Here is a 15,052-nt window from a genome sequence, read left to right on the forward strand (position 1 = left end):
CATTCATATCACCTGCATTGTCCTTTATCCTCTGCGCGGGATCAAGGGCAGAACGATGGCGGAAGGATGTTCGGCATCATGATGAATGGTATTGATGGCTGTTTCCACACGCCGGTTGTCGTTGAGCGGCTCTCCTGTGTTGGGATTGACGTCAAAGCGGGGAAAGTTGCTGCTGCTGATGTCAATGCGGATGCGATGGCCTTTTTTGAAGACGTTGCTGGTGGGGTAAAGGCGGATGGTGACGGGATAGACCTCGCCGGGAGTCATGAGCTTTTCCTTTTTCAGCGAATCGCGGAAGCGGGCGCGCAGGATGCCGTCGGTCACATTAAGATCGAAGCCGCCGGGCCAGTCGGCACTCGCGGGATAGACGTCCACCAGCTTGGCGGTAAAGTCGGTATCCACAGCGGAAGAGGAGATCCACATTTTGACTTCCACTTCGCCGGTGACTTCGAGGTCTTCGGCCAGGGGCTCCGTCTGGAAGACGACGATGTCATTCCGGCTGGAGAGGGGCAGAGGTTTCTGCCAGTTCCACACATGCTCGCCGCCGCGCTGGTCCCAAGCGCCCTGGAGGAGGATGTCATTGCCACTGGAGATGCTGCCGCCGATGGTGGGAACGGGATCTTTGGGATCAAAGGTGTAGCTGGTGCTGGCCTCTTTGAGCACGGGCTTAGTCGTCGTGGCCACGCCTTGAGGAGCAAAGTAATACGGGGTCAGCTTCGTGCGTGCCAGGGGCCATTCTTTTTCATCACGCCATTCGCCGCCGTGGTTGAGCAGGCCTTTTTCGGTTTTGCTGCCGTCGCCTGTGCCCATCACGAAAAGGCGTACCTTGGTGGCAAAAGGGGCAGCTTTGCCGACGCTGTTGTCCAGGCCCTTCAGCCAGTGGTCATACCATTCTTTGCGCCACGCCAGTTCATCAGGAATGGCGGCCTCGCTGCCGAAGTCCACCTGGCCATGGCTGCTATTGGCCTGGGCTCCGTGGATCCAGGGGCCCATGATCATGTAAACCGGGCTTTTGAGGACCTTGGTGAGTGCGGTGAAATTGGCGGTGGTATTGCCTGCCCAGGAATCATACCAGCCGCCGACAAGGTAAACGGGAATGTCCTTGTAGCTGCTGGCCTGCTCCAGGATGTTGTTCTGCGCCCAGAACTCATCATTGGCCCCGTGGCGCATCGCATCAATGAGCCAGCTTTCATACTCCGGTGCATGCTTCAGCGGAGTCATGTCGGGGCGGAGGGGGAGGTGCTTCAGGTATTCATGGCGGTTGTCCACCATCTCCTTGAGCATGGCCGCAGTGGCGGGATCTTGGGAAGCGACGCTGCCCTTGGCTGAATTTAGCATGATCCAGTTCCAGAAGCGCATTTCAAAAGCGCCGGCGTTGCGCATGGACTGGACACCGCCATTGGAGACCGCATCCACGGGGATAACGGTAGTGAGTTCAGGTGCGCCTTCGAGGGCCATGGCGTGCTGCGTGCCGCCGACGTAGGAGGTGCCAATCATGCCGATCTTGCCATCACTCCAGGGCTGCTGGCCGATCCATTTGGCGCAGTCCACACCGTCCTTGCCATCATCCGTCATCCAGTGCCACACGCCTTCACTGGCATAGCGGCCCCGGCAGTCCTGGGCTACGAAGACATAACCATGGGCAGCGTAATACATGCCGAGCTTTTTGGAGCCGTCCTTGTTATAAGGCAGGCGTGTGAGCACCACTGGATAGCGGCCAGGTTTTTCCACACCGTTTTCAGCGGGCAGATAGAGATCCGTGGCCAGCTTCACGCCATCCCGCATTGCGACCATGACATTGGTTTTGACCACAATGTCCTGGGCCACCAGCAGGGAGGAGCTGACAAGACAAAGCAGAAACAGCAGGCAGGGCAGGGGAGAGCGGTGTGACATGACAGCAGACTACGGTGCTGATGCGGGTACTTTTATGCAGAAAGCAGCCGTCGGATGGAAAGTATCAAAGGCGGTCACATGTTAGCCTTCTCCATGAGATGCTTTCTTTCTTTGGGACTCTGCCTTGCGATGACTGCGGTTTTGTCAGCGGCACCGGACATCCTTTTCATTGTTACGGACGATCAGAACCCGGAGACGATTCACGCGCTGGGCAATGAGCGCATCCGCACGCCTAACCTGGACCGCCTGGCGGCGGGTGGCACGGCTTTTACCCGGGCGTATGCGGGCTATCCGATCTGCCACGTCAGCCGGGCGGAGATCCTGACGGGCTGTACGCCATTCCGGGCATATATGAACTATCCAGCAGGGCCTATAGACCCAGCTTTAAAAACGATGGCGCAGACGTTTCAGGAGGCAGGTTATCTGACCTGGTACAGCGGCAAGTGGCACAATGACGGCCATCCGAAGCAGCGGGGCTATACCGGTACTCGGGGACTTTATAGCAGCGGCGGAGTGAAGGGTGAAAAGGGACCGGCGATGAATGAGCGTGGCCAGGCCATCACCGGTTATACAGGCTGGACCTTTAAATCGGATGATGACGGCAAGGCGGAGCCGGAGAAGGGCATCGGCCTGCAGGCGGACAACAGCGTGCATGTGGCCAACGGAGCCATCCGGGCCATTGCGGACACCCCGGCTGACAAGCGGTTCCTGCTGCATGTGAACTTCGCCTTTCCTCATGATCCGCGCCAGTGGCCGGCAGATGAAACCCAGCGTTATGATCCCGCCCACATGAAGCTGCCGGAAAACTTCGCACCGGTGCATCCCTTTGATCATGGCAATCTCCATGGCCGTGATGAAACGCTGCTGCCGATCCCCCGTGAGGAGGCGGCCGTGCTCACCGAGCTGGCCATTTATTATGCGATGATCAGCGATGTGGATAACCAGATCGGTCGCATCCTGGAGGCTCTGGAAAAAGCGGGCCGTAAGGACACGATCATCGTCTTCATCAGTGACCAGGGTCTGGCCATGGGCAGCCACGGACTGTTGGGGAAACAGAACCAGTATGAGCACAGCATCCGTTCACCTCTGATCATCGCCGGTTCTGAGTTGCCAAAGGCAAAACGCACCCAGGCGCTGGTGCATCTGCGGGACCTTTATCCCACCTTCTGCGAGCTGGCAGGCATCGCTATTCCCGGCAGCGTTCAGGGCCGGAGCCTGCTGCCTCTGCTTCAGGGGAAAACGGAGCGCGTTCATGACTTCGTCACCGGCACTTTCACGGACACCCAGCGCATGATTTGTGATGAGCGCTGGAAGTTCATTCGGTATCCTCAGTTAGGCCGTGAGCAGCTCTTCGACCTGGAATCCGATCCCCATGAAATGAAGGACCTCAGTGCCGATCCGGCGCATGACGAAAAGAAAGCGGGCATGAAACAAAAGCTGCAAGCCTGGTTGAAGGAGCAGGGTGATCCGTTAGGCCAGACTGGCTGGTAACGGACCTGCAGAATCACGTTGCCGCGAGAAGCTGGCGGATGCCGGCGCTCATGAGGTCATCCATGGCGGGGGCGCAGTTGGCGACGGAGACTTCGTATCCGCCTTCAGGGAAGGCTTCTTTGACTGGAATATACCAGGCCCCGCCGTCACCATAGGCAGCCGTCGCGACGAAGCGCTCTGGCTGCATCTGCTGGGCGCGGAGCTGGTATTCCAAAAAGGATTCCGCAGGCAGATGCAGCATGGAGACATCGTTTACATGCAGGGCACTGAGGATGATGGGCGTGCCTTTGGCGATGCGCTCCATCCAGGCCAGGCGCATGGCCGGACGCAGGCGGTTGGCGGGACGGTTATTGGGGTTGGCCAGGGCTGCCTGTTCAGACTCTTGGGTAAAGGCCGGGTTGACCTCCGGCAGCACGTCTTGGGTCTGCCAGGAGACTTTGGAGATAGGCCGTGGAGTGAGCTGTTTTTCAGCGGCAATAATGCCTTCGTAAATCCGCTGCGTGAGCTGCACGCGGGCCTCCGGGCTGCCATCGTTGTACTTGCCTGCGGCGATGTTTCCTGCCGCCCCTGTAAAGTAAATGTGAGTGCAGCCAGGTTCTTCCTTTTGGCGCTGTTTGCGTGCCAGGCCCACGAAGTCACTGCTGACGTGGCCTTGGCCATAGTGGCTCATGGGATGCGTGGCGTAGTAGTGGCAGGCCAGCACCTTTTCGTCGCCGTCATAAAAGGCCACGGTCTTGAGCATCGGATCAATGAGCCCTTCTGGCAGGGCCACCAGCTCCGCATCCTTGCTAGAGCTGCCACGCATTTTCAGCACCTTGCCATCGGCACCCTTGGACACACGGCGGTTGGACGCCACCTTTTCCACCCGGCCTTCACCATGGGCGATGTGGGTGAGCGGGCGGGCTTTGAGCAAGGCGGCTTTAATCGCTTCCTCGCCGCGTTTCAGGCAGTCGTTGAAGAAAGGCAGCTGCACCAGCGTGAGCCCGGCGTTTTGCTCCGCGGCCAGTTCCTCCCCGCGCAGGCAGACAAAGGGCGCATCATGCTGATGCACGCACTGCACGGCCACACGGTCCGGCGTGGTGCCGGCGGCCTCGGCCAGGGCGCTGCGCCAGGCCAGGTGCGCCTCGTTGAGAATGCCTGTCCAGTCCACCGCACAGACGACGACCGGTTTGCCTGCGCCTAACAAAATGTATCCAATCGCCTCTAGCCCGTCTTCACAGTCCACCACAGGTGTTATCCAGCCGCCGCAAAGCGGGTGGCCAACCGGTGGCGTGACATCAAATCGAAATGGCGCGATTCGCAGCCCGGAAGCTTCCGCAGCCGGTAGTGTATGCGGAATAAGACTGGCGGCGAGGCTGCCCTGGAGCAGGCGGCGGCGGGTGATGGCTTGCATAGTTGGAAAAGGAAAACAGATCAGGCCAGGATGGCGCGGGGCACGCGTCCATGGACATCGGTGAGCCGGTAGTCGCGGCCTGCATAACGGTAGGTCAGGCGCTCGTGGTCCACGCCCAGCAGGTGCAGGATCGTCGCGTGGATGTCGTGGATGTGCATTCGCTTGTGCGCTGCCCGGAACCCGAAGTCATCGCTCTCGCCATAGCTCATGCCGCCTTTGACACCGCCACCAGCCATCCACATGAGAAATCCATGCGGGTTGTGGTCACGGCCATTGCCGTTTTCACTCACCGGTGTGCGGCCGAATTCTCCGCCCCACACAACCAGAGTGTCCTCCAGCATGCCGCGCTGTTTGAGATCGCCGAGCAGAGCGGCGATGGGCCGGTCAATGTCAGCGGCCAGCCTGCGGGTCGAGGTGTCGTGATTCGAATGGGTGTCCCAGGGCTGGCCGTTGCCATAATATACCTGGACGAAACGGACGCCGCGCTCCACCAGCCGCCGCGCCATCAGGCAGCCATTGGAGAAATGGCTGGTACCATAAAGCTCGCGCACAGGTTGAGGCTCCAGGTTCAGGTCAAAGGCATCCGTCGCGGCCGACTGCATTCTAAAGGCGGTCTCCATGGACTGGATGCGGCCGTTGAGTGAGGCGTCCGCACCGCCGCGCGCGGCCAGGTGGCTTTGATTCAGCTCTTGAATAAGATCCAGTTGCCGGCGCTGCTGTGAGCGCGGCAGGCGCTTGTTGGTCAGCCAGGGAATCATCTGCCCGGGTTCCAGTTGACTGTGGTTGATGTAAACCCCCTGATGCTGCGCTGGCAGGAAGGCACTGCTCCAAAGGATGGAAAAACGCACCGGGCGGCCCGGACAGAGCACCACATAAGAGGGCAGGTTCTGGTTCTCATTGCCCAGGCCGTAGCTCATCCAGGAGCCCATGCTCGGCACGCGCTCCGTCATGGTGCCGTTGTTCATCAGCAGCAGGGCCGGGCCGTGATTGGGGTTGTCCGTGTGGCAGGAGCGCAGCACACAGAGGTCGTCGGCGTAGGCAGCCAGTTTGGGCAGCAGCTCACTCACCGGCAGGCCGCTCTGTCCATGTTGCTTGTAGGCATAGGGGGAGGCCATCAGGCCACCGGTCTGGCGCTCGGTGCGCAGGTCCGCACCGGCAGGACGCTGGCCGTTGAATTTCGTCAGAGCGGGTTTCGGATCCAGGAAATCAGGCCCGAATGGCCCGCCGTTCATGAACAGGTGGATAACGCGTTTGGCCTTTGGTGGAAAATGAACTGCCCCGGGATCCTGCGCCGCGTTGATGGTTGAGGCCAGGCCAAGCATCCCCAGTCCGCCGCCCATGCGGGCCAGTGCATCACGTCGTGAAAACAGGGAGGAGTCTGTCATAATGTTTTTATAAGCGATGCGATATGATGAATAAGATCTAGAGCGGAAGCGGTCACCAAAGCAGCTTGCCGCCATCGAGGACCAGGACGCTGCCGGTCATGAAACGGCTGGCATCACTGGCCAGATAGACGGCCAGACCGCCGATCTCATCAGGCCGGCCCCATCGGCCCATGGGGATGGCCGAGGCAATCTCCTGTTCAAACTCAGGGCGCTTGCTCACCCAGCGCTCGTTGGCCTCCGTCATGAACGGGCCCGGGGCAATGCAGTTGACTGTCACCCCCTGCGCCGCCCAGTCGGCGGCCAGCGCCTTGCTGAACATGGTGAGAGCTGCCTTGGCGGTTTCGTAAGACCGGCCGCGCATGGCTTTGCCCGGCCAGAAGGCATGGATGGAGGTGATGTTGATGACGCGCCCCCAGCCGCGTGGCAGCATGGCCCCGCCGAGCTGCTTAGTGCAGACAAAGGCCTGGTTTAAATTGAGGTCCAGCAGCCGCTGCCAGTCAGCCAGAGGCAGATCCTCCGTTGGCGTATTGATGCGGCGGCCACCGACATTGTTCACCAGGATGTCGATCACCGGGAAGCGCCGCAAGGCTTCTGCGCAAAAGCTCTCCGCCTCCTCGGGGGTGGAAAGGTCCGCTTGCAGCCCCTCGGCGCTCAGTCCCTCCGCGCGCAACTCGGCCACGGCTGCTTCCAGCCGTGCAGCGTCACTGCCGCAGATGATGACCTCCGCACCGGCTTCGGCCAGCGCCCGCGCCATGGCCAGTCCAAGCCCGCGCGTGCCACCCGTGATGAGCGCCCGCCGTTGGTGGAGTCGGAACTGGTCGAGAACACTCATGAGGGCAGGTCTTCAGTCCACAAACTGCATCTCATTTCCCGCCAGAAGTGCCTGGGCATACTGGGACCAGACGGCAGGGTCGGTTTCGCGACCTTGGAAAAAACGCAGGGCAGCAGCCTTTTCGAGGCGGTTCGGGCTGCGCTGATAAAGTCGTGTATAAACCTGGCCAATGCGGGCTTCCAGGTTAGCGGCATTGCTGTTGAGCAGCACACCGCCAAGCACATCCGCCTGCTCCAGCATGAAGGGTGAGTTTAAAGCAAATAGGCCTTGCAGCGGCGTGATGGTCTCCACGCGCCACGGGCTGTGGGAGCCGGGATCAGGTACGTCGTGGATGCGCAGCATCGGGTGCATGTCCTGACGGTCGGAAGCGCCGTATAGGGAGCGGCGGCCATTGTCTGGGGCGCTGATGTCCAGCGCCGGGCCGCCGAGGCTGAGATCCAGCCGGCCCGAGGCGCTCAGTATCGCATCCCGCCAGGATTCCCAGTCGAGCCGGCGGCGGGGCATGCGGCTAAAGAATTTGTTCTCCGGATCGCGCTGCTCGCTTTCTGGGGCAAGGGATGACTGCTGCCAGGTGGCCGAGCTGAGGATCTCGCGATGCAGCCATTTAAACGACCATCCGCGCTCGATGAAACGCGCGGAGAGATCATCCAGAAGCTCAGGGTGCGAAGGAGCTTCACCGAGATTGCCAAACTCGCTCGGGGTGTCCACCAGGCCACGGCCAAAATGGTGTTTCCAAACCCGGTTGACGATGACCCGCGCTGTCAGGGGAGCGGCGTCTTCGATCAATGCCTGCGCCAGCTCCAGCCTGCCGCTGCCTTGGGTGAAAAGGCGCGGGCTGCCCGTTTTGGAAGGGAAGGCGGAAAGAAAGCGCCGTGGCACCACCTGGCCGACATCGTTCGGATTGCCCCGTTTGTGCAGTTCAAGATCCCGGGCCATGCCGGTTTTGTAATCCAGCTTCGTGCCTTTTTTGTTGTCCGCTTCCACCACATATAAGGCGGCTTCTTCGACGGCATTGGCCATGGGGACGTTATAGTGTGGAGTGCGCCCCTGAATGGCCGTGATCTCCTTTTGCCGTTCGGCAATCTGTGCCGCCAGGTCCTTCTGTTTCTTTTTCTTGAGGTCCGTGATCTCCTTTTCCAGCGCGGCCACCTTTTCCCTGGCCACGGCCACGGGTGCCCATAGCTCCTCGTCCATAGTCGGCCGCTCCGTCTTCTTCACGCTCGCAAACACACCCGCGAGGGCGTAATAATCCTCAGCGGAGATGGGGTCAGACTTGTGGTCATGGCAGCGTGCGCAGGCCACGGTGAGGCCTAAAAACGTGCGGCTGACGGCATCCACATGCTCCTCCCATTCATCGGCGACAGTGGTCTTGATGATGTCCGGCGGCAGTTGCAGCTCTTTGAAGTAAGAAGGGCTCAGGCCCAGGAAACCGAGGGCAGGCAGCTCCTGGGGCCCGTATTCCGGCAGGTAGTCAGTGGCAAGCTGACGCAGGATGAAGCGGTCATACGGCATGTCCTCATTGAAGGCTTTCACCACCCAGTCGCGATAAAGATAGGACGACTTGGTGGTCGTCAGCCAGGTGGGCACACGGTCCGTGTAGCGGGCCAGGTCCAGCCAGTGCCGGGCCCAGCGTTCCCCGTAATGAGCAGAGGCGAGCAGGCGGGTGATGGCGGCCGGTATGTCCTCGGTGGGTATTCCGTTTCCAGCCTCAAGACCCGCTTGGGCTGGAGGCAGACCGGTAAGGTCATAAGCCAGGCGTCGCAGCAGCGTGCGTGCATCCGCTGGAGCTGCGGGTTTCAGCCCCGCGCTTTCCATCCGCCCCAGGATGTAATGGTCAATGCGGTTGCGCGGCCAGGCGGTGTTTTTTACCGGCGGAGGCTCCGTCTTCTGCAGGGGCTGAAAGGACCACGGGGTGGGCATGACCTCATCCGTTGCCGCTCTTGCCGCCACACTGATGCAGAGCGGCAAGCCAGTCAGGAGAATGACAGAGAGGAGGCGCACAGGAATAATACACCCGGACGTGAAGAAGCTTTCAGAGGCCAAAGGCCGCATCCATCTGCTGGGAGACGCCCGTCAAATAAGCAAGGTCACCGCCGGCCACTTCCGCAGCAAGCCAGCCATGATAGTTGATCTCCAGGAGGGCCTTGCGCACATCGGCATAATCAATGTCACCTTCGCCGATCGGGGTGAACTTGCTTTCGGCGCGGGAGAAACCTTTGACGTCCAGCTTGATCACACGCTTGCCCAGCTGGCGGATCCAGTCGCCCATGCTGCCGTATTTCCAGTGGTTGCCGATGTCGAACTGCATGCCCACCCAGGGGGAGTTGAACTCGTCCACGTATTTCACAAACTTGTCCGCTGTCTGATCCGCGCCGCCGTCGTGATTGTAGAGGAACTGGTTCCAGACGTTCTCGATGACAATGGACACGCCCAGCTCCGCCGCCAGCGGCACCGCCTTGGCAATGTTTTCCACCGAGCGCGGCCAGATTTCATTTTCGGGGCCGTCCTCACCTTTGCCGACGACAAGCAGCACGCTGTGACCACCGACGGCATGAGTATCGCGAAGAGCTGTTTTGAGATCGGCCAGGGCCTGGGCACGGGTGGCGGCATCAGCGCTGGTATGGCGGATTTTCCAATGGCTGCCGCAGACGGTGCCGTCCACAGGCAGGCCGGATTCCGCAATGGCCTTTTTCGTTTCCTCCACATCCATGGGCGGAGCATTGAGCTCGATGCCCATGAAACCGGCCTGTTTGGCGGCCTTGAACTTGTCCGTCAGGCTGCCGTCCACTTTCACCATGCCAATCTTCAGCGTCTTATAAAGGCGGCCTGCCAGGGCGTGCGGGACGTCCGGTGCGGCGGCCACGTTTTGCCAGGCAGGCAGGGCAGTCGCGGCAGTGAGGAGGGAAGTGGTGCGGAGAAACTGGCGGCGGCTGGTGCTCATAGTGGGTGAATGGAAACAAACGCGCCGGTGGGCGGTCTCCATTCAAACGCAGGCCATCTCCCGCAAACTGGTGCTGCGGTGATGACAAGGCGTCTTTTGGTGTGCTGTCAGACGCGCAGGGTCAGGCATCGCGCAGCAGGATGGCATCCACATTGATGCCATCGTAAAGCGCATCGCTGAGGATGACCAGGGGATCGCCGGTCTTGATGTGACCATGCTTGCGGAGCATGTCCATGGCATCGCGGATGGCCTTGTCCGGAGTGCCTTCTTCAAAAGGCAGCACAAAGGGCTGCACACCGCGCGCACTGACCAGAGTGCGGCTGACGTGGAGATGCGGCGTGAAGGCGTAAATGGAGGCGAATTCCGGGCGCTGATGTGCCAGCAGGTGGGCCATGATGCCGCGCAGGGTAAAGACCAGCAGCTTGGAGCCGGGGATGCTGTTGGCCAGCAGGATGGCCGCTTTCACGGTCTTGTGCTTGTTTGTCTTCAGGGGCGCATCACTGGCGAAGCGGCCGGAGGGATACTTTTGCTCAATGCGGCGGATGACAGTGTCCAGCACCTCCACGCATTTGTCCGGATAACGGCCCACGCTGGTTTCTCCGCTGAGCATCACACAGTCCACCTGCTCAATGACGGCATTAAAAATATCCGTCACCTCGGCGCGGGTCGGCACGGGGTTTTCGATCATGCTTTCCAGCATCTGGGTGGCGACGATCACCTTGCGGCCGTGGTAGGAGCAGCGCTCGACGATCTGGCGTTGGATGAGCGGCAGGTCCTCGATGGGGCACTCGCTGCCGAGATCTCCACGCGCCACCATGATGCCGCCGCTGGCCTCCACGAGGGTATCGAGATTTTGAAGCGCCTGCTGGTTTTCGATCTTCGCAATGACGCGCGCCTTGCTGCCCTTTTGCTCCAGGAGCAGCTGAAGATGCTGGATGTGGGCGGGCTCGCGGGCAAAGCTGAGGGCAAAGTAATCCGCACCCAGCTCGCAGCCGAGGTCCAGGTCGGCATAGTCTTTTTGGGTGAGCGGCGGCAGGCGCACAGGGACGCCGGGGAGGTTGATGTGACGGCGGGACTTCATCTCGCCCTTGGTCAGGACGGTGCCGATGACGCGCTTTTCAGTAATCTCGGTGGCCTTGATCTGGATCATGCCGCCATCCACCATGATGATGTCGCCCACCTTCAGGTCCTTGCCCAGTTCGGGATAATTGACCGTGACGGAAAGCGGCACGGTGGCGGCCACTTCCGGTTTGCAACGAAACTCCACCCAGTCACCCACCTGGAGCTGCCAGGGCTGCTCCACATCGCCCGTGCGGATGCTGGGGCCAGTGAGGTCCATCAGCACCGCGATCTCCTTGGAGCCCTTGGCGGCGGCCTCGCGGATGCGGGCATAGACCATGCGCACCCAGTCGTGGGAAGCATGGCTCATGTTCAGGCGGAAAATGTCCGCACCCTTTTCCATGAGGGTGGTGATGACTTCGGCAGACTCAGTGGCCGGCCCGAGGGTGCAAAGGATCTTGGTTTTGCGCATGTCTGGCATGGTTGAAGGGGGTGCCGGGAGATTCAAGCGGCAATGCCGTCATGAAGCACGAGACAGGCCATGGTTGGAGCCCAGTGAAAGGAGCCGCATAATCGCCATTGATCCTGGCCTGGAGTTGGGATTGGGTAGAACGAGTGAAATCCGATGCGCACCTGGGAGATGACGAATCGAAGGCCGAGCCGTCGCCGGAAATGGCAGGTGCGCTGGAAGGGCCGTTTCGGCTGGCCATTGATACGATCCCAGGACTGGTGTGGAGCGCCCTGCCGGACGGGCGAATTGATTTCCTGAACCAGCGCTGGCGGGACTATACCGGAATGACGTTGGCGGAGGCTTGTGGATGGGGCTGGCAGGCGGCCATCCCGCCAGAGGATCTGGCTGGCCTGCTGGAATATTGGAAAGCGGTGCTGGCTTCCGGCGCACCGGGTGAAACAGAGGCCCGGTTGCGCGGTGCGGACGGGGTGGACCGCTGGTTTCTTTTCCGGGCGGTGCCGCTGTATGATGACCAGGGAAAGCTCATCAAGTGGTATGGAACGAACACAGACATCCAGGACCGGAAAGAAGCGGAAGCCCTGCTGGCCGGGGAGAAGCGCATCCTGGAAATGATCTCACGCTGGGAGCCGGTGCCGGTACTCATGGAGGCGCTTTGCCGCGTCGTGGAGGAAATATCCAAAGGGGTGTATTGCTCCATCCTTCTGATGGATGAACGGGGGGACAGGCTGAAGCATGGTGCCGCGCCCAGCCTGCCTGCGAGCTATACAGGCCAGTTAAAGGGACTGCTGGATTCTTATGAAGCAGGACCCTGCGCACGGGCGGCTTCGCTGATGAAACCGGTCATCATCGCGGATGTGCTGGTGAATGAGCCCAGTGTCTTTTTCCGGGAGCTGGCGGTGAAGCATGGATTGCGCGCCTGCTGGACCACGCCGGTGTTTTCATCCGGCGGGAAGGTACTGGGAACTTTTGCTCTATATTCCCTCGTTCCCTCCTTGCCCAGTGCTCAGCAGGAGCGGATGATCGGCCAGATGAGCCACCTGGCGGCGGTGGCCATTGAGCGCAGTCAGGAGCAGGAAAAATTAAAGCGGAGCGAGGCCTACCTGGCCAGGGCGCAGAGCCTGAGCTCCACGGGCAGCTTCTGCTGGAATGTCCGCACCCAGGAGATGGTCTGGTCAGATGAGACTTACCGCATCTGCGAGGTGGACCGGTCTTTGACGCCCACCGGAGAGATGACGCGCGACCTGATTCATCCTGAGGATGTTGAGCTTTTTTTCCAGATGCTTTCGAGGAGCGAGACGGACTACCGCTTTGAATGCCGGCTGCGGCTGCCCTCGGGAATCAAGCACATCCAGGTGGACGGTGCGGCGATGCGTAACGAGGAAGGACAACTGGTGGAATGGATCGGCAACTTTATGGACATCACCGCCAGGAAATTGGCGGACGAAGCCCTGCGAGCTTCCGAGCATCTGGCCCGCGGACAGCTCAATGCGTTGAAAAAAACGCTGGATGCGCTGTCACAGGAATCCGAGCCAGATCAGTTTCTGGCACATGTGCTGGGCACCCTCACAGAGGAAATGGAGGCGCACAGTGTCAGCGTCTGGGAGATGAATCCTGCCCTTGGGCAAGTAGAGTTGGTGGCTAACTTTGAGGACTCGCAGATCCAGTTGCCGACTAAACTTGAGCAGCCGCGATCCAGGCCAGCCCAGGAACCCCGTGAGCATCCCGTCTGGACAGCCTTTTTTCGCGATGGAAAACATTGCGTCGTGGGCATGCTGGACGCAGACCCGCCCAGGGTGCGGCTGGAGGACGGGCAGAACACGGATGGCCATCACTGGTATGGGGACCAAATTTCTGATCCGCAGGTGGAAGCGACCATCAAGCGCCTGGCGGAGCTGGGCATCATCACCACGCTGTGCGTGCCGCTGCTTTTGGCGGGGAAGGTGACCGGGCTGGTAAGCATCCGCTTCCAGCAGCGGCGCACCTTCCGGCGGGAGGAAGTGGAGCTCACGCGGGCGCTGACCCACCACGTCATGCTGGCAGTTTACTGGATGCGCCTCTCCAGACAGAGCCGGGAAACAGCCGTGGTGGCGGAGCGGAACCGGATGGCACGAGACATCCATGACACCCTGGCACAGGGTTTTACGGGTGTGATCGTACAACTGGAGGCGGCAGAGGATGCCAAGTCCAAGGGCCTTTATGACAACGTGGATCACCACATCCAGCGCGCCCGCGAACTGGCCCGCGAGAGCCTGAAAGAAGCGCGAAGATCCGTCCAGGCGCTGCGTCCGCAAGCCTTGGAGGAACGCAGCCTGCCGGAGGCCCTCGAAGCCCAGGGCACAAAGATGACGTTTGGCACGCCCATGCGGGTGAGTTTTGTCCTGGAGGGGAATCCCACACCGCTGCCGGCCGGGTGTGAGGACAACCTGCTGCGCATCAGCCAGGAGGCGCTGACGAATGCGGTCCGCCATGCCAACGCGGGCGAGTTCGGCATCCGGCTGGCATTCACTCTGCAGCGCATCACCTTGGAGCTGCGGGATGACGGCTGCGGTTTTGACCTCGCGGCCAAGAGTGACGGTTTCGGCCTGCTGGGTATCCGTGAGCGAGTGGAGGCCATGGGTGGAGAGCTGGCCTTGAACAGCGGCCCCGGCCATGGAACGGTACTCTGCATTTCTCTGCCTGTGAGCAAACTCCCATCCACTTCGCCATGAAAGCCACCCTTTCTCCAAGCCTGGCGGATGACACCCCGGATCGCATCCGCATCCTCGTCGCGGATGATCACGTGACGGTCCTGGAAGGCCTGGTGGCCATCATCGGACGGCAGCCGGACATGAACGTGGTCGCCGCTGCGGTGAACGGGCGTGAAGCCGTGGACCTGTGGAGAAAACACCGTCCGGATGTGGCCCTGCTGGACCTGCGCATGCCGCTGCTGGATGGCGTGGGTGCCATTGAGGAAATCCGCCCCCATGATAGCGGCGCACGCATCATCATCCTGACCACCTTTGATGCCGATGCGGACATCTCCAAGGCCATCAAGGCCGGCGCGCGCGGGTATCTGCTGAAAGACGCGCCGCGTGAGGAACTGCTGGCCTGCATCCGCAAGGTGCATGCCGGGCAGACCTCCCTCTCCCCGGAGCTCGTGACCAAGCTGGCGGCAGGCCTTTCCTCCGTGCCGCTGACGGCCCGCGAGCGGGATGTCCTGACCCTGCTGGCACGCGGCCGCAGCAACAAGGAAATCGGGGGCAGCCTCTTCATCAGTGAGACCACGGTGAAATCTCACCTGCGCAGCATTTTCACCAAGCTCAACGTGCTGAGCCGCACCGAAGCCATTGCCGCTGCCAGCCAGCGCGGTTTGGTGAAGCTGTGATCCGGGCCGCCTGGGCAGGACAATCTCCTCCAAAAGGAGGAGGCCGGAATCCTCCCTCCGGATCAATCCATTTTCAGCCTCCTGGTCAATTGCAGGCCAAGGGCCTTTCACGCATGCTGCATTCATAACGGTAGGACGCTGCAATAAGGAAAACGGGGGCATGCCCCAATTCGGATCCGTCTTCGCAGCAGCCTGCGGCCTGAATCTCAAACAGCCAAAATT

At 60.8% G+C, this 15,052-nt stretch carries 10 protein-coding genes; 3 read left to right on the top strand and 7 right to left on the bottom strand.

Annotated features, from left to right (window positions below):
- Positions 1-24: 24 nt before the first annotated feature.
- Positions 25-1,893 carry a CocE/NonD family hydrolase gene (locus tag WJU23_RS14390; RefSeq protein ID WP_346333285.1) on the bottom strand — a complete coding sequence of 623 codons (1,869 nt, stop codon included), beginning with the start codon at positions 1,891-1,893 and terminating at the stop codon, positions 25-27.
- Positions 1,894-1,986: 93 nt separating this feature from the next.
- Here WJU23_RS14390 and WJU23_RS14395 point away from each other — a divergent pair, with 93 nt between their 5' ends.
- On the top strand, positions 1,987-3,384 hold the full coding sequence (locus WJU23_RS14395) for a sulfatase-like hydrolase/transferase (RefSeq protein ID WP_346333286.1): 1,398 nt from the start codon (positions 1,987-1,989) through the stop codon (positions 3,382-3,384).
- A gap of 13 nt (positions 3,385-3,397) precedes the next feature.
- Here the strand turns inward: WJU23_RS14395 and WJU23_RS14400 are convergent, their stop codons facing one another.
- The 6 genes from WJU23_RS14400 to pyk all read right to left on the bottom strand — a co-directional run bounded on the left by WJU23_RS14400 (position 3,398) and on the right by pyk (position 11,475).
- Complete coding sequence (locus tag WJU23_RS14400) at positions 3,398-4,777, bottom strand: hypothetical protein (RefSeq protein ID WP_346333287.1); 1,380 nt, start codon at positions 4,775-4,777, stop codon at positions 3,398-3,400.
- A 20-nt stretch (positions 4,778-4,797) separates the two neighbouring features.
- Positions 4,798-6,162: a DUF1501 domain-containing protein gene (locus tag WJU23_RS14405; protein WP_346333288.1), complete on the bottom strand. Its 1,365-nt coding sequence runs from the start codon at positions 6,160-6,162 to the stop codon at positions 4,798-4,800.
- A 52-nt stretch (positions 6,163-6,214) separates the two neighbouring features.
- The gene (locus WJU23_RS14410) at positions 6,215-6,994 is read right to left on the bottom strand and encodes an SDR family oxidoreductase (RefSeq protein WP_346333289.1); all 780 of its coding nucleotides are present in this window, start codon (positions 6,992-6,994) and stop codon (positions 6,215-6,217) included.
- Positions 6,995-7,006: 12 nt separating this feature from the next.
- A complete protein-coding gene (locus WJU23_RS14415; RefSeq protein WP_346333290.1) occupies positions 7,007-8,995 on the bottom strand; it encodes a DUF1549 and DUF1553 domain-containing protein in 1,989 nt (662 codons plus the stop codon).
- Between the two features lie 31 nt (positions 8,996-9,026).
- On the bottom strand, positions 9,027-9,935 hold the full coding sequence (locus tag WJU23_RS14420; RefSeq protein WP_346333291.1) for a sugar phosphate isomerase/epimerase family protein: 909 nt from the start codon (positions 9,933-9,935) through the stop codon (positions 9,027-9,029).
- Between the two features lie 121 nt (positions 9,936-10,056).
- The gene (pyk, locus tag WJU23_RS14425) at positions 10,057-11,475 is read right to left on the bottom strand and encodes a pyruvate kinase (RefSeq protein ID WP_346333292.1); all 1,419 of its coding nucleotides are present in this window, start codon (positions 11,473-11,475) and stop codon (positions 10,057-10,059) included.
- 134 nt (positions 11,476-11,609) lie between these two features.
- Between pyk and WJU23_RS14430 the strand changes: the two genes are divergently transcribed.
- Complete coding sequence (locus WJU23_RS14430) at positions 11,610-14,174, top strand: GAF domain-containing protein (RefSeq protein ID WP_346333293.1); 2,565 nt, start codon at positions 11,610-11,612, stop codon at positions 14,172-14,174.
- Positions 14,171-14,830 (top strand): response regulator transcription factor, encoded by a 660-nt coding sequence (locus WJU23_RS14435; RefSeq protein ID WP_346333294.1) that lies wholly within the window; start codon positions 14,171-14,173, stop codon positions 14,828-14,830. The genes WJU23_RS14430 and WJU23_RS14435 overlap by 4 nt, the downstream gene beginning before the upstream one ends.
- Positions 14,831-15,052 lie beyond the last annotated feature (222 nt).

The sequence above is a fragment of the Prosthecobacter sp. SYSU 5D2 genome (genome assembly GCF_039655865.1).
In the GTDB taxonomy this organism is placed as follows: domain Bacteria; phylum Verrucomicrobiota; class Verrucomicrobiia; order Verrucomicrobiales; family Verrucomicrobiaceae; genus Prosthecobacter.